18 protein-coding genes are annotated in these 16830 nt (G+C 56.3%); 12 read left to right on the top strand and 6 right to left on the bottom strand.

Annotation, left to right across the window (positions count from 1 at the left end):
• Positions 1–47: 47 nt before the first annotated feature.
• The gene (locus tag PIB16_RS10700; RefSeq protein WP_271045599.1) at positions 48–596 is read left to right on the top strand and encodes an FxsA family protein; all 549 of its coding nucleotides are present in this window, start codon (positions 48–50) and stop codon (positions 594–596) included.
• Between the two features lie 102 nt (positions 597–698).
• Positions 699–1181: a protein-export chaperone SecB gene (gene secB / locus PIB16_RS10695; protein ID WP_003521154.1), complete on the top strand. Its 483-nt coding sequence runs from the start codon at positions 699–701 to the stop codon at positions 1179–1181.
• 102 nt (positions 1182–1283) lie between these two features.
• On the opposite strand, the gene dnaQ is transcribed toward secB, so the two are convergent.
• From dnaQ to PIB16_RS10670, 5 genes are read right to left on the bottom strand one after another with little or no spacing between them, the layout of a single operon-like run.
• Positions 1284–1982, bottom strand: coding sequence for a DNA polymerase III subunit epsilon (dnaQ, locus tag PIB16_RS10690; protein WP_065656821.1), 699 nt, complete (start codon positions 1980–1982; stop codon positions 1284–1286).
• On the bottom strand, positions 1975–2583 hold the full coding sequence (coaE, locus tag PIB16_RS10685; RefSeq protein WP_271045598.1) for a dephospho-CoA kinase: 609 nt from the start codon (positions 2581–2583) through the stop codon (positions 1975–1977). Before coaE ends, dnaQ begins: the two co-directional genes overlap by 8 nt.
• Positions 2583–3443: a shikimate dehydrogenase gene (locus PIB16_RS10680; RefSeq protein WP_271045597.1), complete on the bottom strand. Its 861-nt coding sequence runs from the start codon at positions 3441–3443 to the stop codon at positions 2583–2585. Before PIB16_RS10680 ends, coaE begins: the two co-directional genes overlap by 1 nt.
• The gene (locus PIB16_RS10675) at positions 3436–4035 is read right to left on the bottom strand and encodes a Maf-like protein (protein ID WP_125146784.1); all 600 of its coding nucleotides are present in this window, start codon (positions 4033–4035) and stop codon (positions 3436–3438) included. The genes PIB16_RS10680 and PIB16_RS10675 overlap by 8 nt, the downstream gene beginning before the upstream one ends.
• Positions 4036–4066: 31 nt before the next feature.
• Positions 4067–4888, bottom strand: a complete 822-nt coding sequence (locus PIB16_RS10670) for a pyruvate, water dikinase regulatory protein (protein WP_003521149.1) — start codon at positions 4886–4888, stop codon at positions 4067–4069.
• Positions 4889–5296: 408 nt separating this feature from the next.
• On the opposite strand from PIB16_RS10670, the gene hemE reads away from it, so the two are divergent.
• The 8 genes from hemE (at position 5297) to PIB16_RS10630 (ending at position 14044) form a co-directional block, all read left to right on the top strand.
• Positions 5297–6331, top strand: coding sequence for a uroporphyrinogen decarboxylase (gene hemE / locus PIB16_RS10665; RefSeq protein ID WP_271045596.1), 1035 nt, complete (start codon positions 5297–5299; stop codon positions 6329–6331).
• Positions 6328–6873, top strand: coding sequence for a protoporphyrinogen oxidase HemJ (gene hemJ / locus PIB16_RS10660; RefSeq protein WP_271045595.1), 546 nt, complete (start codon positions 6328–6330; stop codon positions 6871–6873). The genes hemE and hemJ overlap by 4 nt, the downstream gene beginning before the upstream one ends.
• A 186-nt stretch (positions 6874–7059) precedes the next feature.
• On the top strand, positions 7060–8325 hold the full coding sequence (rho, locus tag PIB16_RS10655) for a transcription termination factor Rho (RefSeq protein WP_004444236.1): 1266 nt from the start codon (positions 7060–7062) through the stop codon (positions 8323–8325).
• Between the two features lie 86 nt (positions 8326–8411).
• Positions 8412–9743, top strand: coding sequence for a tRNA uridine-5-carboxymethylaminomethyl(34) synthesis GTPase MnmE (mnmE, locus tag PIB16_RS10650; RefSeq protein ID WP_271045594.1), 1332 nt, complete (start codon positions 8412–8414; stop codon positions 9741–9743).
• A 62-nt stretch (positions 9744–9805) separates the two neighbouring features.
• Positions 9806–11689 carry a tRNA uridine-5-carboxymethylaminomethyl(34) synthesis enzyme MnmG gene (gene mnmG, locus PIB16_RS10645; RefSeq protein WP_271045616.1) on the top strand — a complete coding sequence of 628 codons (1884 nt, stop codon included), beginning with the start codon at positions 9806–9808 and terminating at the stop codon, positions 11687–11689.
• Positions 11690–11700: 11 nt separating this feature from the next.
• On the top strand, positions 11701–12318 hold the full coding sequence (rsmG, locus tag PIB16_RS10640) for a 16S rRNA (guanine(527)-N(7))-methyltransferase RsmG (protein WP_271045593.1): 618 nt from the start codon (positions 11701–11703) through the stop codon (positions 12316–12318).
• A gap of 19 nt (positions 12319–12337) precedes the next feature.
• Complete coding sequence (locus PIB16_RS10635; RefSeq protein WP_003521142.1) at positions 12338–13132, top strand: ParA family protein; 795 nt, start codon at positions 12338–12340, stop codon at positions 13130–13132.
• A 30-nt stretch (positions 13133–13162) separates the two neighbouring features.
• Positions 13163–14044 carry a ParB/RepB/Spo0J family partition protein gene (locus tag PIB16_RS10630; RefSeq protein WP_003505321.1) on the top strand — a complete coding sequence of 294 codons (882 nt, stop codon included), beginning with the start codon at positions 13163–13165 and terminating at the stop codon, positions 14042–14044.
• Positions 14045–14105: 61 nt separating this feature from the next.
• On the opposite strand, the gene PIB16_RS10625 is transcribed toward PIB16_RS10630, so the two are convergent.
• Complete coding sequence (locus tag PIB16_RS10625; protein WP_003520210.1) at positions 14106–14318, bottom strand: DUF1674 domain-containing protein; 213 nt, start codon at positions 14316–14318, stop codon at positions 14106–14108.
• A gap of 116 nt (positions 14319–14434) precedes the next feature.
• Here PIB16_RS10625 and htpX point away from each other — a divergent pair, with 116 nt between their 5' ends.
• Both htpX and PIB16_RS10615 read left to right on the top strand, forming a co-directional pair.
• Positions 14435–15400 (top strand): zinc metalloprotease HtpX, encoded by a 966-nt coding sequence (gene htpX / locus PIB16_RS10620; protein WP_271045592.1) that lies wholly within the window; start codon positions 14435–14437, stop codon positions 15398–15400.
• A complete protein-coding gene (locus PIB16_RS10615) occupies positions 15397–16782 on the top strand; it encodes an RsmB/NOP family class I SAM-dependent RNA methyltransferase (protein WP_271045591.1) in 1386 nt (461 codons plus the stop codon). Before htpX ends, PIB16_RS10615 begins: the two co-directional genes overlap by 4 nt.
• Positions 16783–16830: the final 48 nt, after the last annotated feature.

The following is a 16830-nucleotide window of genomic DNA, read 5'->3' as shown; positions in this document are numbered from 1 at the left end:
TCCCGGGAACCGGCAATCTGCCAGAGATGCACACGCAAGGCTAGAAGATGCGTTTTTCCTTTCTCCCCATCGTCATCCTGATGATGCCCATCCTCGAAATTGCCGGTTTCATCATCGTCGGCAAGGCAATCGGTTTGTGGCTGACATTGGCGCTTGTCCTGTTCACCTCGTTTCTGGGGTTGCTCATCCTGCGGCTCGGCGGCATCGGCATGGTGAGAAATCTTCAGGATGCGGGACGTACCGGTGCGCAGCCGGCGGATGAGCTGGTGAATGGCGCCATGCGCGTTGTTGCCGGGATCCTGCTCTTCATTCCCGGTTTCATTACCGACATTCTCGGCCTTCTGCTTCTCTCGCCCAGCGTGCGGCGCTTTTTCTGGAAAGCCTTCGGGCCGCGCGTCGTCGTTGCGGGTTCGTTTCGGCAATCCGGCCAGCAATCCGGTCCTCAGCCCGGTGATTTTTCCGGCTTTCGGAATGATCCGGGACATGCGCGCAATTCGAAGGTGGTGGATCTCGACGAGGAGGAGTTTCATCGCGAAGAGCCAGAGGGTTCGCCATGGTCGCGCAACCCGGACGATCGCGATCTGCCCAAACCCTGATCCCGGGCGGAATGGGTCGCGATGACCCAATCACGAAGGGTTGTAAGGCCCGGGTCGAAATGATAGACCGCCTTCCACGAATTCACGCCGTGAGGAAATGTAATGACCGCTGAAAATGGTGCACAGGGCGCAGTAAGTCCTTCCCTCAACATTCTTGCCCAGTACATCAAGGATCTTTCCTTCGAAAATCCGGGTGCTCCTCGCTCGCTTCAGGCCCGTGATAATGCGCCGTCGATCAACATCAATGTCAACGTCAATGCAAACCCGATCTCGGGTTCGGATTTCGATGTTGTCCTGACGCTGAATGCTGAAGCCAAGGATGGCGACAAGGTGCTGTTCGCGGCCGAGCTGGTTTATGGCGGCGTGTTCCGCATCGCCGGCTTCCCGCAGGAACATATGCTGCCGGTGCTGTTCATCGAATGCCCGCGCCTGCTGTTCCCCTTCGCGCGCCAGATCATTGCGGACGTTACCCGCAATGGCGGTTTCCCGCCGCTGATGATCGATCCGATAGATTTTGCGCAGATGTTCGCCCAGCGCGTTGCCGAGGAACAGGCAAAGGCCAAGGTTCAGGCCGTACCGAACTAAGTGACGCGGCTCTGCGCTGCAGAATTCAGACAAAACAAAACCTGGGTTCATGCCTGGGTTTTTCTTTGACGGCATTCACCGTTTCCGGTGCCTGGACAGGCATCAATTCTGGTAACGGTTCCAGATCGCCTTATCGCCCATGCCGAGAACCAGTTTGCCATGGGCCGCGACCGTTTCCGCATCCAGCCTCGAGGGCAAAGCCCGCGGCCTTTGCAGTGGCTCAAGCGCAACGTCTTCCTCGACGATGATGGTTTCCTGCTTGGCGGCGGAACCGAAACCGAGCGCCGTCTGGCGCCCACCGATCATTTCAATATAAACTTCGGCGAGCAGCTCGGAGTCGAGAAGAGCGCCGTGCTTGGTACGGTGGGAATTGTCGATACCGTAACGACGGCAAAGTGCGTCGAGCGAGTTCGGTCCCATAGGGTGCTTGCGACGGGCGAGCGAAAGCGTATCCGTCACCAGATCGGCGGCAACCGGCTCAATGCCGAGACGGGCGAATTCCGCGTTGATGAAGCCCATGTCGAATGTGGCGTTATGCGCCACCCAGCGCGCGCCCTCGAAGAAGTCGCGAATCTGGTCGACGACCTCGGCGAATTTGGGTTTATCCTTCAGAAACTCGTCGGTAATCCCGTGAACGGCAAGTGCGTCGGGGTGAACCTTGCGATCTTCCGGGCTGATGTAGAGATGCAGCGTGCGGCCGGTGGGAAAGTGATTGATCAGCTCGATGCCGCCGATTTCAATCACGCGGTCTAGCTTCGATTCAAGGCCCGTGGTTTCCGTATCGAAAATGATCTCACGCATTCATCTCTCCGCGGCGCGACTGAGCGGCCAGTTTCTGCAGAATCTGTCTTACCTGATCCCGTGCCGCTTCGACACCATTTCCGGAATCGACGATAAAATCGGCACGCCGGCGCTTTTCGGCGTCGGGCATCTGGCGGGCGAGGATCATTTCGAATTTCTCTTCCGTCATTCCAGGTCGGGATAAAACCCGCTCTCGCTGAATCTCCGGCGCGCAACTGACGACAACGACTTTATCGACCCGGCCTTCCGCCCCGGTTTCGAACAGCAGCGGAATATCGAGGACGGCGAATTGCCGATCCTCTTTCCTTGCCTGCGCCAGAAACGCCTCCTGCCTTCCACGCACCAGCGGATGCACGATCTCTTCCAGTCTTCTGAAATTAGCCGGATTCTGCCGCAAGATCTCACCGAGTTTCTGCCTGTCCACCGCACCGGAAACGGTGGTGCCCGGAAAGGCCGCTTCGATCAGCGGGGCGGCTTCCGCCCGGTAAAGCCCGTGCACGACCTCATCCGAATCGAGAACCGGAACTCCTTCCCCGGCAAACAGCTTCGCCGTCGTCGTTTTTCCCATTCCAATCGAGCCGGTGAGACCGATGACGATCATCAATGTTTCTCCATATCCTCGATGATGAGCGAACGCAGGGCCTCATCGACTTCCGGCGTTTTGCCGAACCATCGCTTGAAACCGGGTTTAGCCTGATGAAGCAGCATGCCGAGCCCATCGACGGTTGCGACGCCCTGCTCTTCCGCCATTTTCAGGATCGGTGTTTTCAACGGCACATAGACGATATCGGTTACGACGGCCTGATCTGCCAGCGGCGAAAAATCAATATGTGGCGCTTCCGTTCCATCCATGCCGAGCGACGTCGTATTCACGAAAAGACCGGCACCCTGCATGACCTCATGAAGCGCTGCCTGGGAATGGGCAAAAACCCGCGACCCAAAACGGTCGGCCAGTTCGCACGCCCGTTCGACGGTACGGTTGAGGACGTGGATTTCGGCGATGCCTCGATCACGCAGCGACTGAATGACCGCTCGACTAGCGCCGCCGGCACCCAGAACCACTGCTCGCTCTGTCCTGTCCCAGCCCGGATGCCGCTCATCGAGATTGGAGACGAAACCATAACCATCCGTATTGGTAGCGTGAAGCTCACCCTCCTCCATCCAGACAGTGTTGGCAGCGCCGAGTTCTTCCGCCAGAGCATCGGGTCTGTCTGCCAGCCGGTAAGCCGCTTCCTTATGGGGAATGGTGACATTGCCGCCGACGGCCGTGCCCGGCTTGCCCTGCTTCAGCGTTGCAATGAAATTCGCGAAATCGTCCGGAGAGATTTCCACGGCCTTATAGGAACCGGCAATGCCGAATTTCTTCAGCCAGTAGGAATGGATAATAGGCGATCGCGAATGCTTGATCGGATAGCCGACAACGAAGGCGTTTATGGTTAATGTTTCACGTGAATCAGCCATCGATGACATCCATGTCGCGCAGTTTCGATAAAAGCGGCAGAAGCGGCAGGCCGAGAATCGTGAAATAATCGCCTTCGATCGAGGTGAATAGCTGGATTCCCTCTCCTTCGAGCTGATACGCGCCGACGCTGCTCAGGGCCTTTTCTCCCACCCGTTGCAGGTGGCGGGAGACAAATTCGGCGCTTAAAGTCCGAACGGTCAGCTCGGCGCTGGAAACGATCTGCCACACGACTTCGCCATGTCGGACGAGAACGGCAGCGCTGTTCAGGCGATGGACCTTGCCGGACAATGACAGCAGATGCGCTTCGGCCTCCGCCATGGTTTTCGGCTTGTGATAAACGCGGGTGCCGAGCGCCATGGTCTGGTCGCAGCCGAGGACCAGTGCTTCCGGATAAAGCGCGCCAACCGCAAGAGCCTTGGCCCTGGCGAGTTCCAGTGCAACCTCTTCCGGATTGGCGCCGTCTCGTTCCAGCTGTTCATCGAGCGCACGCTCGTCAATATCCGCGGGGATGGCCGAAAATGTCAGCCCCGCATTGCGCATTAGCATCTGGCGGGATGCGCTGGACGAGGCGAGGATCAATTCTTGTTGCATCGACTGTCTGCTCCGAATGGTGCGGTTCGGATTATCGTGTCCTCGAACGAAGGGCAAGGATCGCCGCCGCCGTTTCCTCGATGGAGCGGCGCGTGACATCGATTAGCGGCCAATTGTTGCGCGCGCAGAGCGCTCGCGCATATTTCAGCTCTTCCATAATGGTGGCGCGGTCCGTGTAGCGGCCGCTGTCAAATCCGCCCGTCGCGCCGAGTTCCCGGTTTTCACGCACCTGCGATATTCGGTCCGATGTCGCGACCAGCCCGACGATCAGCGGTCGCGTGGCCGCGTAGAGGCTGTCGGGCAAAGGCACATTGGGAACGACCGGTATATTGGCGGTCTTTATTCCCCTGTTGGCGAGATAGATGCTGGTCGGTGTTTTTGAGGTGCGGCTGATGCCGATGATGACGATATCGGCTTCGTCATAAGTTTCGGGCATTTGCCCGTCATCATGATCCATGGCGAAATTGAGCGCCTCGATCCGCGCAAAATAATCCGCATTCAAGGCATGTTGCGCGCCCACCCGCCGTCTGGACGGCGCACCTAGATAGGTCTGGAAGATGCCGATGATGGGTTCAAGGACATTTACGCAGGGCACCCCGATCGCATGGCACCGCAGGTCCAGAAACTCGGCCAGCTGCTGGTCGACGATCGTATAGAGAACAATGCCCGGTTCCTTGTCGATGAGATCAACGACCTGTGCGAGCTGTTTCTGGTTTCGAATCATCGGATAGACATGTTCCACCGGCATGGAAGCGTGGAACTGTGCCGAAACGGCCCGACCGGCCGACATCAGAGTCTCTCCCGTCGAGTCCGAAATCAGGTGCAGATGGAAGAAGCTTTTTTTGTTCTCCACGCTGTTTTTCTCCCGCTGTTGATAAACCGGGACAAATCTCTGAATTGTCCTGCGGGTCGAACCGCGACGTGAATAAGGTGGTGTTTTTCCACAATCCGCAAGTGGCTTCAATCGTCTCCGACGTGCCTGTGAATTGTTGGAAGAACGTGAAACCGTTCAAAATTTTCCCCAGATTATCCACAGTCGTCCTGTTTTCCTGGTTCGTCATAAATAACTGAAATTATTTATAAAATTTCTATTATCCCGATTATTCCAAAGCAAGCGCGCCGATAACATCCGCAGGCACGCTTGAAACTTTGCGGCTGCGGCATTTCGACTGGAACGATTTTAATCCTTGCTACCCACAGACTCTAAGAAATAGAAAATCTTTTAAATCTCTTTGATTTTATTTTTTAGAAGCTAGGTGCCATGAGCGAACGCAAGGTTATGACGGTGTTGAACGGGCAGACGGTCACACCGCCGCCCATATGGCTGATGCGACAGGCTGGGCGTTATCTTCCCGAGTACAGGGAAACGCGTAAGAGCGCCGGTAGTTTCCTCGATCTCTGTTATAATCCCGAACTGGCGACGGAGGTTACTCTCCAACCCATTCGCCGGTTCGGGCTAGATGCCGCCATTCTCTTTTCCGATATTCTGGTGATACCGGATGCGCTTCACCGCAACGTGTCTTTCAGCGAAGGAAAAGGTCCGGCCATGGACCCGATCGATGTGAGCGGTATCGAGAAGCTGGATGCCACAAATGTCATGGCGCATCTTTCTCCTGTTTTCGAAACCGTTTCCCGTCTGCGCACCTCTTTGCCCGGAGAAACGACGCTTCTCGGTTTTTGCGGCGCGCCGTGGACGGTTGCGACTTATATGATCGCGGGACACGGAACGCCGGATCAGGCCCCGGCGCGGCTATTCGGTTATCAGGAGCCGGTGGCCATGGAAAAGCTGCTGGCTTTCCTCGCCGACGTTTCCGCCGATTATCTGGTCGCGCAGATCGATGCGGGCGCAGATGCGGTTCAAATCTTCGATTCTTGGGCCGGCGTGCTCGGTGAGAAGGAATTTGAGGATTATGCGATAAAACCCGTTGCCCGCATTATCGCATCGGTGCGCGCCCGTCGGCCTTCGGCAAAAATTATCGCCTTCGCCAAGGGGGCTGGTTACCTTCTCAAGGATTATCGTCGCAAGACGGGCGCCGACGCCATCGGGCTCGACTGGTCGGTGCCGCTGAGCTTCGCCAGGGACTTGCAGAAGGAAGGGCCCGTGCAGGGCAATCTCGACCCCATGCTGATGGTGGCAGGAGGGAAGGCGTTACAGGATGGTATAGATGCCGTGCTGCAGGCTCTTGCACAGGGTCCGCTGATCTTCAATCTCGGCCATGGCATCACCCCGCAGGCTGACCCGGAAAACGTCACCCGGCTGGTGCAGAGGGTACGTGCCGGCGGAACCGGGGCATGAGCGGCGAAAAACAGACCTCCACCCGTTCCGGAAACCGGGCGGCTTTGCGGGCCGGCGTCGCGCTCGGTGTCTTTGCTGCCTTCGTCGCCCTGTTATTTTATGCAGATCCGGCCGATCTCTATCTCTGGATCAAGGCGCTGCATATTATCGCCGTCATTTCCTGGATGGCCGCGATTTTTTACCTGCCGCGGCTCTTCATCTACCACACGGATGCACCGGCCGGTTCGCAGCAATCCGAAACCTTCAAGGTGATGGAGCAGCGGCTGATCAAGGTGATCATGAACCCGGCGATGATGATATCCTGGATATTGGGACTTTATCTCGCCTGGTCGGTTTATGGTTTTTCCGGTGGCTGGCTGCATTCAAAGATCGCGCTGGTGGTGCTTCTGACTGTGACCCATGTTTATTTCACGCGTAGTGCAAAACGTTTCGCGCGGGATGAAAACAAGCGGCCTGCCCGTCACTGGCGGTTGATGAACGAGGTTCCGACGGTGCTGATGATCCTCATCGTCATACTTGTGGTTGTGAAACCCTTCGGTTAAGACGGTGCGACGATAAATTTCGCGGAATTCGTGCTTTCCTCTTGCAGCGGCCGTGTTCAATCGCTATTTTCGGGCCACTCATCTTCGTGGCATGTGAATTATTCAGTCATCTGCGGTATCTCCCACAGCATCTGATTCGCGAACACGCCCTCCCCCGACATTACATTATCAAACGGTCTTCTCTTCATGGCTGAAATGAAGCTTCAGGAACTTAAGAGCAAATCGCCTACCGACTTGCTGACTTTTGCCGAATCCCTGGAAGTTGAAAATGCGAGCACCATGCGCAAGCAGGAGCTCATGTTCGCAATCCTCAAGGTTCTCGCGAGCCAGGACATCGAAATCATCGGCGAGGGCGTCGTTGAAGTCCTGCAGGACGGTTTCGGGTTCCTGCGATCCGCAAATGCAAACTATCTGCCCGGTCCGGACGATATCTATATCTCGCCGTCGCAGATCCGCCGCTTCTCGCTGAAGACCGGCGATACAGTCGAAGGCCCGATCCGCGGCCCCAAGGAAGGCGAACGTTATTTCGCGCTCCTCAAGGTCAATACGATCAATTTCGATGATCCGGAAAAGATCCGCCACAAGGTTCACTTCGACAATCTGACGCCGCTTTATCCGAATGAGCGCTTCAAGATGGAACTGGATGTTCCGACCTCGAAGGACCTGTCGTCGCGTGTGATCGATCTCGTCGCACCACTCGGCAAGGGTCAGCGCGGATTGATCGTGGCGCCGCCGCGCACCGGTAAGACCGTTCTGCTTCAAAACATCGCCCATTCCATCACGGCAAACCATCCGGAATGCTACCTGATCGTTCTCCTGATCGATGAGCGTCCGGAAGAAGTGACCGACATGCAGCGTTCGGTTAAGGGCGAGGTTGTGTCCTCTACCTTCGATGAACCGGCCGTTCGTCACGTGCAGGTCGCCGAGATGGTCATCGAAAAGGCCAAGCGCCTGGTCGAACATGGTCGTGACGTCGTCATCCTGCTCGATTCCATTACGCGCCTCGGCCGTGCCTACAACACGGTTGTTCCCTCCTCCGGTAAGGTTCTGACGGGTGGTGTGGACGCCAACGCGCTGCAGCGCCCGAAGCGCTTCTTCGGCGCCGCTCGCAACATCGAAGAAGGCGGTTCGCTGACCATTATCGCGACTGCGCTGATCGATACCGGCAGCCGTATGGATGAAGTCATCTTCGAAGAATTCAAGGGTACCGGTAACTCGGAAATCGTGCTCGACCGCAAGGTTGCCGACAAGCGCATCTTCCCGGCACTGGATATTCTGAAATCCGGTACGCGTAAGGAAGACCTGCTGGTGCCGCGTCAGGATCTGCAGAAGATTTTCGTTCTTCGCCGTATTCTCGCGCCGATGGGTACGATGGACGCCATCGAATTCCTGATCGACAAGCTGAAGCAGACCAAGAACAATTCGGATTTCTTCGAATCGATGAATACCTGATCCGAACTTTAGCCGGATTCATCATAAGAGCTTTAAAGCCGTATCCGTTTATTCGGATGCGGCTTGACTGTTTTAGACCGAGGTGAATGATGCCAGCTTCCGCCGATACGATCTATGCGCTCTCCAGCGGTGCTCTGCCGGCCGGTGTGGCTGTTATCAGGATCAGCGGCTCCAAGGCTTTCGATGCCTTGGAGATGTTGACGGGCCGGGAACTTCCTTCACCACGAAAGGCGACGCTCTGCTCGATTCGGAATCGAAACGATGAGATCATCGACCAGGCGCTGGTAATCGTTTTTCCGGGTCCAAATTCTTTCACGGGTGAGCATTGTGTTGAAATTCATAGCCATGGCAGTCGCGCGGTCATGGCTTCGATTTTTGCCGAGCTTGAAAATCTCGGAGGACTTCGGCCTGCCGATGCCGGTGAGTTCTCCCGTAGAGCCTTCGAGAATGGGAAGATGGATCTCCTTGAGGTCGAAGGTCTCGCCGATCTGTTGCAGGCTGAAACGGAAATGCAGCGGCAGTTGGCGGTGGAACAGAGCACTGGCAAATTGTCGGCGCTCTATGATGGCTGGGCCAGCCGCCTGACGCGCGCTCGCGCGCTCATCGAAGCGGAACTGGATTTTGCCGACGAGGAGGATGTTCCGGATTCCGTGGCGGCTCAGGTTTGGGAAGCCATGGCGCTTCTCCAAAAGGAAATCGGCGATCATCTCCAGGGTGGCGAAAGCGGAGAAATCATTCGCGATGGGTTCAAGGTCGCGCTCGTCGGTGAACCGAATGCGGGCAAATCCACTCTGTTGAATGCTCTTAGCGGCCGCGATGTTGCGATCGTTACCGATATTGCCGGCACGACGAGAGATGTCTTGAGCGTTGACATCAATCTGGAAGGATATCTCGTCCGGATATTCGATACGGCAGGGATACGGGAAACACAGGATGTCGTGGAGCTCGAAGGTGTCCGGCGCGCGGTTCTGACAGCGGAAACAGCAGACCTCATTCTGCTGCTGCAGGATAAGGATTCGTTTCCGAAACAAAATTTCGAATCATTCAAGAACCAGAGTTACTTGCGAGTTAGAACGAAAACAGCGCTTCATTCCCCTGTCTTGGATGATGGATTTGATTTGTCTATCTCAGCCAAGGAAGGAATAGGCCTGAGCGAACTGCGTTCGATGCTGAGGCAGGAGATAGAAAAACGCGTCGGTGCCGGCCAGACTTTGGTTCCGGCGCGCGCGAGACATAAAAAACGACTTGAAGAGACGCTGAACTATGTTAGTGATGCGCTCGATTCCGAGACCCTGGACCTTGCGATAAGGTCGGAATATTTAAGACTCGCGGCGACATCGCTCGGACGGATCACCGGCCGCGTTGATGTGGAAGATTTGCTAGGCGTGATCTTCTCGGAATTCTGCATAGGAAAATGATTCACGTGAAACATCGGCGGCCGAGCGGCGATGTCGATGCTGAGAGAACAGGGCGCAGGGATATGCACCAGTCATTCGATGTCGTTGTTATTGGCGGTGGCCACGCGGGCAGCGAAGCCGCGGCCGCTGCTGCGAGGCATGGTGCAAAAACCGCCCTTGTTACCCACAAGCGTGAGACGATCGGCGTCATGTCCTGCAACCCCGCCATTGGCGGTCTGGGAAAGGGACACCTCGTTCGTGAGATCGATGCGCTGGATGGCTTGATGGGTCGTGTTGCCGATGCAGCGGGCATCCAATTCCGCATGCTCAATCGCAAAAAGGGACCGGCCGTGCGTGGTCCGCGCACGCAAGCCGACCGGCGGCTTTACCGCGAAGCCATGCAACGCGAGATCGATGCGATTGAAAACCTCACCATTATTGAAGGCGATGCTTTCGATATTGAGATGGCCGATGATCGCGTCGCAGCCGTTATCATGAAGAACGGTAGCCGGATTCCTTGTGGCGCGGTTGTGCTGACGAGCGGAACCTTCATGCGTGGTCTCATTCATATCGGTTCCGAAAAGATTCCGGCGGGACGTGTGGGAGAAATGCCGTCTGTCGGCCTCTCGGACACGCTCTCGCGGCTGGGCCTCGTTATGGGTCGCCTGAAAACCGGCACCCCTGCCCGACTGGACGGACGGACGATTGACTGGAATGCGGTGGATCGGCAGGCCGCCGATGAGGATCCTGTCCCATTTTCCTTTATGACGGATCGTATTCTCAATCCGCAAATAGAATGTGGTGTAACTCGCACCACCCCGGCTAGCCACAAGATCATTCAGGACAACATTCATCTGTCGGCGATGTATTCTGGACAGATCGAAGGGGTCGGTCCGCGTTATTGCCCGTCGATTGAGGATAAGATCACCCGGTTCGGTGAACGGGACGGTCACCAGATATTCCTCGAGCCGGAAGGTCTGGACGATCACACCATTTATCCAAACGGCATATCGACGTCGCTTCCCGCTTCTGTTCAGGAGCAATTTATCCGAACGATACCGGGCCTTGAACGGGTGACGATTCTGCAGCCGGGTTATGCGATCGAATATGATTATGTCGATCCGCGAGAGCTGAAGCCGTCGCTGGAATGCCGCAAGATTCCCGGATTGTTTCTGGCCGGTCAGATTAATGGTACGACGGGTTATGAAGAGGCGGGCGCTCAGGGTCTCGTCGCCGGCTTGAATGCATCGCTTTATGCGGGCAATGCCGATCCTATCTATTTTAGCCGAACCGAGTCTTATATCGGCGTCATGATTGATGACCTGACGTCGAAAGGTGTCAGCGAACCCTATCGCATGTTTACGTCCAGAGCGGAGTATCGTCTTTCGCTGCGCGTAGACAATGCGGATCTGCGGCTTACACCAGTTGGCCAGATGGCTGGCATTGTCGGCCGTGAACGGCAGGAACGCTTCGCCAATTTCATTTCTGATCTGGATAGCGGTCGAGAGCTGATGAAGGCGATTTCCATCAGCCCATCCCAGGCGGCGAAGCAGGGGTTGAAACTTAATCAGGACGGCCAACGCCGGTCCGTTTATGATTTGCTGGCCTATCCGGATATGACTCTCGAAGTCCTTACCGGACATTGGCCGGAATTGGGTGCTATTGACGGAAAAGTTGCCGAGGTCTTGAAGATCGAGGCGAGTTATGCGGTCTATATGCAGAGACAGAGCGCCGATATCATCGATATCAAGCGGGACGAAGACAGAAAAATCCCGGATGATTTTGATTTTAAGAGTTTGTCCGGCCTCTCCAATGAGCTTAAACAAAAGCTGGAAAAAGCCCGTCCTGAGAATATTGCCCAGGCCGCTCGTGTTGACGGCATGACGCCGGCTGCGATATCGCTGCTGCTCGCACTTCTGCGGAAGGATTCCGCAACGCGAAGTGAAAAATTACGCATGCACCAATAGCGAGTCGGATTATGAAGATAAACGGCCAGAGTGTTTCACGTGAAACACAGGAAAGGCTCGAACATTTTGTCGAGCTTTTTAAGAAGTGGAACAGAACTACAAATCTGGTAGCGCCTTCCACTCTTGCCGAGCTTTGGAACCGCCATGTGGCCGACAGCGCGCAGATATTCCAGCTCTCTCCTCAGCCAAAAAAGTGGATTGATCTTGGAAGCGGCGGCGGATTTCCAGGTGTCGTCACCGCGATTTTTCTGACGGAGCTTGGCGACGGTTGGGTTGATCTGGTCGAAAGCAACAATAAAAAGGCGGCATTCTTGCGAATTGCACTGAAGGAAACCGGTGCAAGAGGTGCAGTCCACCCCGTCAGGATCGAAACAGCACCGGAAATCATCAAAAATTGCGAGGCCGTTTCAGCGCGCGCGCTCGCCGAGCTGGATCTGCTTTTCGATTATATTCATCCCTGGGCGCAGAATAACCCAAATCTCAAGGCCTATTTTAATAAAGGCCGGGATTATGATTCTGAAGTGCAGAAAGCACATGGTCGCTGGGAGTTTGATCTGGTAAAACATCAGAGTGCCATTGAGGCAGATTCTGTTGTTCTTGAAATCAGCAACCTCGCTTTGAGGCGCTGATAAGCTGGCCAGGTGCGGCATGACTTTGGAAAAAAACCGGATTATCGCAGTTGCAAACCAGAAAGGCGGCGTTGGTAAAACAACAACCGCCATCAATCTGGCTACCGCGCTGGCGGCTATTGGTGAGCGCGTGCTGATTGTCGATCTGGACCCGCAGGGTAATGCGAGTACCGGGCTTGGAATTGACCGCAAGGAGCGCAAGCTTTCGTCATATGATCTTCTGGTAGGAGACCATGGGGTAGCGGAAGTTGCTGTTCCCACCGCCGTTCCCAATCTCGACATCGTACCCTCCACGATGGATTTGCTCGGTTTCGAGATGCAGGTTGCGAATGTTTCCAACCGCGTTTTCTTGCTGCGTGCGGCCATGGAGACGCAGGAAGCCAGAGGCTATTCCTATATTCTCGTCGACTGCCCCCCTTCTTTCAATCTTTTGACGATGAATGCCATGACGGCCGCACATTCCGTGCTCGTGCCGTTGCAATGCGAGTTCTTTGCACTGGAGGGCCTAAGCCAGTTGCTGGATACGGTCAGTCAGATTCGTGGATCGGTGAACCCGCAACTCGACATACAGGGCATTGTTCTTACGATGTTCGATGCGCGCAATAATCTTGCACAGCAGGTGGTTTCGGATGTGCGCACGCATCTGGGCGAAAAGGTTTACCACACGCTCATTCCACGCAATGTGCGTGTTTCCGAAGCGCCGTCCTATGGTAAACCGGCAATTCTCTATGATCTAAAATGTGCCGGCAGCCAGGCCTATCTGCAGCTAGCGTCCGAAGTGATTCAGAGAGAGCGTCTGCGTAAAGCCGCCTGACGTTTGCCGGAATGTATGGAGTAATATCTTATGAGTGATGATCTTTCCAAGCGTCGGCTGGGGCGCGGTCTTGCCGCATTGATCGGAGAAATGGACCAGCCTGTGCCGGTGGGTGAGCCCCAGCGCGCCGTTAACGCCGATCGTACCATTCCCATCGAATTCATCGCTCGCAGCCAGAGAAACCCGCGGCGTCATTTCGATGAGAATGAGCTGCAGGATCTTGCCGCCTCCATTCGTCAGCATGGAATTGTTCAGCCTGTGGTCGTAAGAACGGTTGGAGTCAACCGATACGAGATTATTGCGGGCGAGAGGCGCTGGCGTGCGGCGCAGCTGGCGGGCTTTACCGATGTTCCCGTCATCGTTCGCGATGTGGATGACCGCACGGCGCTGGAACTGGCAATTGTCGAAAACGTACAGCGTTCCGACCTCAATCCGCTTGAAGAAGCTATGGGGTATGAGCAGCTGATCGCCGAACACGGCTATACGCAGAATGATCTCGGCGAAATCATCGGCAAAAGCCGAAGCCACGTTGCCAACAGCCTGCGGCTTTTGAAGCTTCCCGATCCGGTACGGGATATGCTGGCGGATGGTTCGCTCTCTGCAGGTCATGCCCGCGCGCTTGTTTCCACTTCCGATCCGGCGACGCTCGCGAAAACAATCGTATCCAAGGGACTTTCGGTCCGTGATGCCGAGCGCCTGGCGCAGAACGATATCAAATCGCAGGGCGATGTTGCGGAGAAGCGACCTGCGGCGGAAAAGGATTCCGATACGATCGCGCTCGAACGCAGCCTGTCCGATGCTCTCGGGCTGGATGTGAAGATCAGCCACAAGGGCGGATCGGGGCAAATCCGTATCGGTTATCGGACATTGGAACAGCTTGAAGCGGTATGCCGGCTTCTGGAGCAGAAATAAGTAACTATTTGTTTTAAAATATAAAATACCCGCCTTTGGCGGGTATTTTTATTTACGGCGTTCAAAAGTCGATGGCCCGGCCTTTTATTTCGTAATCGCCGAAACGCACGGGTTCCGCGCCGCCGCGGCCGCCGGTTTCCGGCGGCAACTGGAGATCGGCCTGTTGCTTGCGCCGTTCTTCCGCTTCTTTCAACGCTCGCTGCGCCGCCGGCGAAAGTCGCTTTACACTTTCCGCGCCACTGTCTGTGGCGTTGTCATTATCCGCATTCTGCATGAAATCCTCCCTATGACGGGATATTGAAATACGTTTGCCGCTTACCAGATTATATAATCCGAGGGGCTTTATAAACCCCGGAATATTCCCGGTGAGTGACAAGGAGAGTTTAACGGATGAACATGATGCGCACGGCAATGCTTCTGGCCTTCATGACCGCATTGTTCATGGGTGTCGGTTTTCTGATCGGCGGCAAGGGCGGCATGATGATCGCCCTGGTTATCGCGGCTGGTATGAATATTTTTTCCTACTGGAACTCTGACAAGATGGTTCTCTCCGCCTATCATGCGCGGGAGATCGATGAGGCGAATGCGCCCGAATTTTTTCACATGATCCACGACCTGTCGCAGAATGCCGGTCTGCCGATGCCGAAGGTCTATATTTACGATAGCCCGCAACCGAATGCCTTCGCGACCGGGCGGAATCCGCAGAACGCTGCTGTTGCCGCTTCGACAGGACTTCTAGAGCGTTTGACGCCCGCGGAAGTGGCCGGTGTCATGGCGCATGAGCTTGCGCATGTGCAGAACCGGGATACGCTGACCATGACAATCACCGCCACGCTGGCGGGCGCCATCTCCATGCTCGGCAATTTTGCCTTCTTCTTCGGCGGCAACCGGGAGAACAACAATAATCCGCTCGGATTTATCGGCGTGCTGGTCGCGATGATCGTGGCGCCGCTGGCAGCGATGCTGGTGCAGATGGCGATCAGCCGCACGCGGGAATATTCCGCTGACCGGCGCGGCGCGGAAATCTGCGGCAATCCGCTCTGGCTTGCTTCCGCCTTGCAGAAGATTTCGGGGATGGCGCAGCGCATCCACAATGACGATGCCGAGCGTAACCCGGCAACGGCGCATATGTTCATCATCAATCCGCTTTCCGGCGAGCGCATGGACAATCTCTTCTCCACCCATCCGAATACGGAAAACCGCGTGGCCGCGCTGCATGCCATGGCACAGGAGTTTTCCCCGCGAGGATCGACGCCGCCGCCATCGGGTGATAGACCTCTGCGCAAATCAGGCTCCGTTCCCAAAACAGGCTGGGGACGCGGCAATGAAAACGAGCGCAAGGGGCCGTGGTCTTGACATCCGATATTCAGAATAAGCCGGCGCGGTCCAGAAAACCGAGACCAGCAAATGGGAGGGGCCGTGAAGACGGCCCTTCGTCTTTCCAGGACAAGCCGGGTCTCGCCGCGCGCATCGCCGCGACCCGCATTCTGGCGGCCGTTCTGGAAAAGAAGACCTCGCTGGATGGGATGCTCGATAGCGAAAACGGCAATCCCGTCTATCGAGCCCTGTCGCTTGCGGACCGGGCGCTGGTGAGAGCCATCGTCAACAGCGCGCTTCGCCACCTCCCGCGGATTGAAACGGCATTGTCGGTGCTGCTGGATGGGCCGCTGCCGCAGGGCGCGCGTTCGCTGCATCACGTTCTCGTCGTCGGTGCGGCGCAGATGCTTTACCTCGATGTGCCGGATCATTCCGCTGTCGATCTCGCCGTGGAGCAAGCTCACCGCGATCCGCGCAACCGGCGTTTCGTCAAACTGGTGAACGCCGTTCTTCGACGGCTCGGTCGTGAAAAAGCGGATATCGAGAAGGCTGTCGCCGGCGTTCCGGTACTGCCGGACTGGTTCCATGCGCGGCTTGTTTCCGCTTACGGCAATGAGGTTGCGCAAAGGATTTCGGAGGCGCAGCTGACACCCTCCTCAATTGATCTGACGATCAAGGCTGATCCTGCTCTCTGGGCGGAAAAACTGGGCGGTACGCTCATGCCGAATGGCAGCGTGCGCCTGGGTGAATTCGAGGGGCAGATCCCGTCGCTTGAAGGCTTCGCTGAAGGTGCGTGGTGGGTGCAGGATCTCGCCGCCAGCATGCCGGTTCGCCTTATGGGCGACATCGCGGGTAAACGTGTCGCAGATCTCTGTGCTGCTCCGGGCGGCAAGACCGCGCAGCTTGCACTGGCGGGCGCCAATGTGACGGCGCTGGATCAGTCCGGTAACCGTCTTCGTCGCCTCAGGGAAAATCTCGACCGGCTTGGCCTCCGCGCCGAAACGGTGGAAGCCAATATGCTGAAGTACCAGCCGGAACAGCTTTTTGACGCAGTCCTTCTCGATGCGCCCTGTTCTTCCACCGGGACACTTCGCAAACATCCCGATGTCTGCTGGACCAAGGATGAGAACGACATTGCCAAACTCGCTGCCCTTCAGGGCCAGATGCTGCGGCATGCGTTGACGCTCGTTGGCCCCGGCGGCCTCGTGGTCTTTTCCAATTGCTCGCTCGATCCTTCCGAAGGAGAAGCGATGATTGCCGAGGTTCTGGCGGAAAATCCGGGTGTGGAGCGTGTTGCCGTCCGCCGCGAGGATTGGCCTGGAATGGAAGCGGCCATCAGCCCCGATGGCGATCTTCGCACGACACCGGACATGTTCGGCGGTGTCGACGGGTTTTTTAGCAGTGTCTTGCGTAAGAAGTAGAAAAAAGCCAAGCTTTCGCGAATCATTAGATATTTATCGAAAACGTTC

Source organism: Agrobacterium sp. ST15.13.015, assembly GCF_027871645.1.
Classification (GTDB): domain Bacteria; phylum Pseudomonadota; class Alphaproteobacteria; order Rhizobiales; family Rhizobiaceae; genus Agrobacterium; species Agrobacterium leguminum.
Note: the sequence above shows the minus strand (reverse complement) of the source record. Positions and strands in the feature narration are given on the sequence as shown.

Bases quoted from the DNA above. Each gene is read 5' to 3' on its own strand.
- PIB16_RS10700 (WP_271045599.1), top strand. From the start codon at position 48: ATGCGTTTTTCCTTTCTCCCCATCGTCATCCTGATGATGCCCATCCTC.
- secB (WP_003521154.1), top strand. From the start codon at position 699: ATGACCGCTGAAAATGGTGCACAGGGCGCAGTAAGTCCTTCCCTCAAC.
- dnaQ (WP_065656821.1), bottom strand. From the start codon at position 1,982: ATGCGTGAGATCATTTTCGATACGGAAACCACGGGCCTTGAATCGAAG.
- coaE (WP_271045598.1), bottom strand. From the start codon at position 2,583: ATGATCGTCATCGGTCTCACCGGCTCGATTGGAATGGGAAAAACGACG.
- PIB16_RS10680 (WP_271045597.1), bottom strand. From the start codon at position 3,443: ATGGCTGATTCACGTGAAACATTAACCATAAACGCCTTCGTTGTCGGC.
- PIB16_RS10675 (WP_125146784.1), bottom strand. From the start codon at position 4,035: ATGCAACAAGAATTGATCCTCGCCTCGTCCAGCGCATCCCGCCAGATG.
- hemE (WP_271045596.1), top strand. From the start codon at position 5,297: ATGAGCGAACGCAAGGTTATGACGGTGTTGAACGGGCAGACGGTCACA.
- hemJ (WP_271045595.1), top strand. From the start codon at position 6,328: ATGAGCGGCGAAAAACAGACCTCCACCCGTTCCGGAAACCGGGCGGCT.
- rho (WP_004444236.1), top strand. From the start codon at position 7,060: ATGGCTGAAATGAAGCTTCAGGAACTTAAGAGCAAATCGCCTACCGAC.
- mnmE (WP_271045594.1), top strand. From the start codon at position 8,412: ATGATGCCAGCTTCCGCCGATACGATCTATGCGCTCTCCAGCGGTGCT.
- mnmG (WP_271045616.1), top strand. From the start codon at position 9,806: ATGCACCAGTCATTCGATGTCGTTGTTATTGGCGGTGGCCACGCGGGC.
- rsmG (WP_271045593.1), top strand. From the start codon at position 11,701: ATGAAGATAAACGGCCAGAGTGTTTCACGTGAAACACAGGAAAGGCTC.
- PIB16_RS10635 (WP_003521142.1), top strand. From the start codon at position 12,338: ATGACTTTGGAAAAAAACCGGATTATCGCAGTTGCAAACCAGAAAGGC.
- PIB16_RS10630 (WP_003505321.1), top strand. From the start codon at position 13,163: ATGAGTGATGATCTTTCCAAGCGTCGGCTGGGGCGCGGTCTTGCCGCA.
- PIB16_RS10625 (WP_003520210.1), bottom strand. From the start codon at position 14,318: ATGCAGAATGCGGATAATGACAACGCCACAGACAGTGGCGCGGAAAGT.
- htpX (WP_271045592.1), top strand. From the start codon at position 14,435: ATGAACATGATGCGCACGGCAATGCTTCTGGCCTTCATGACCGCATTG.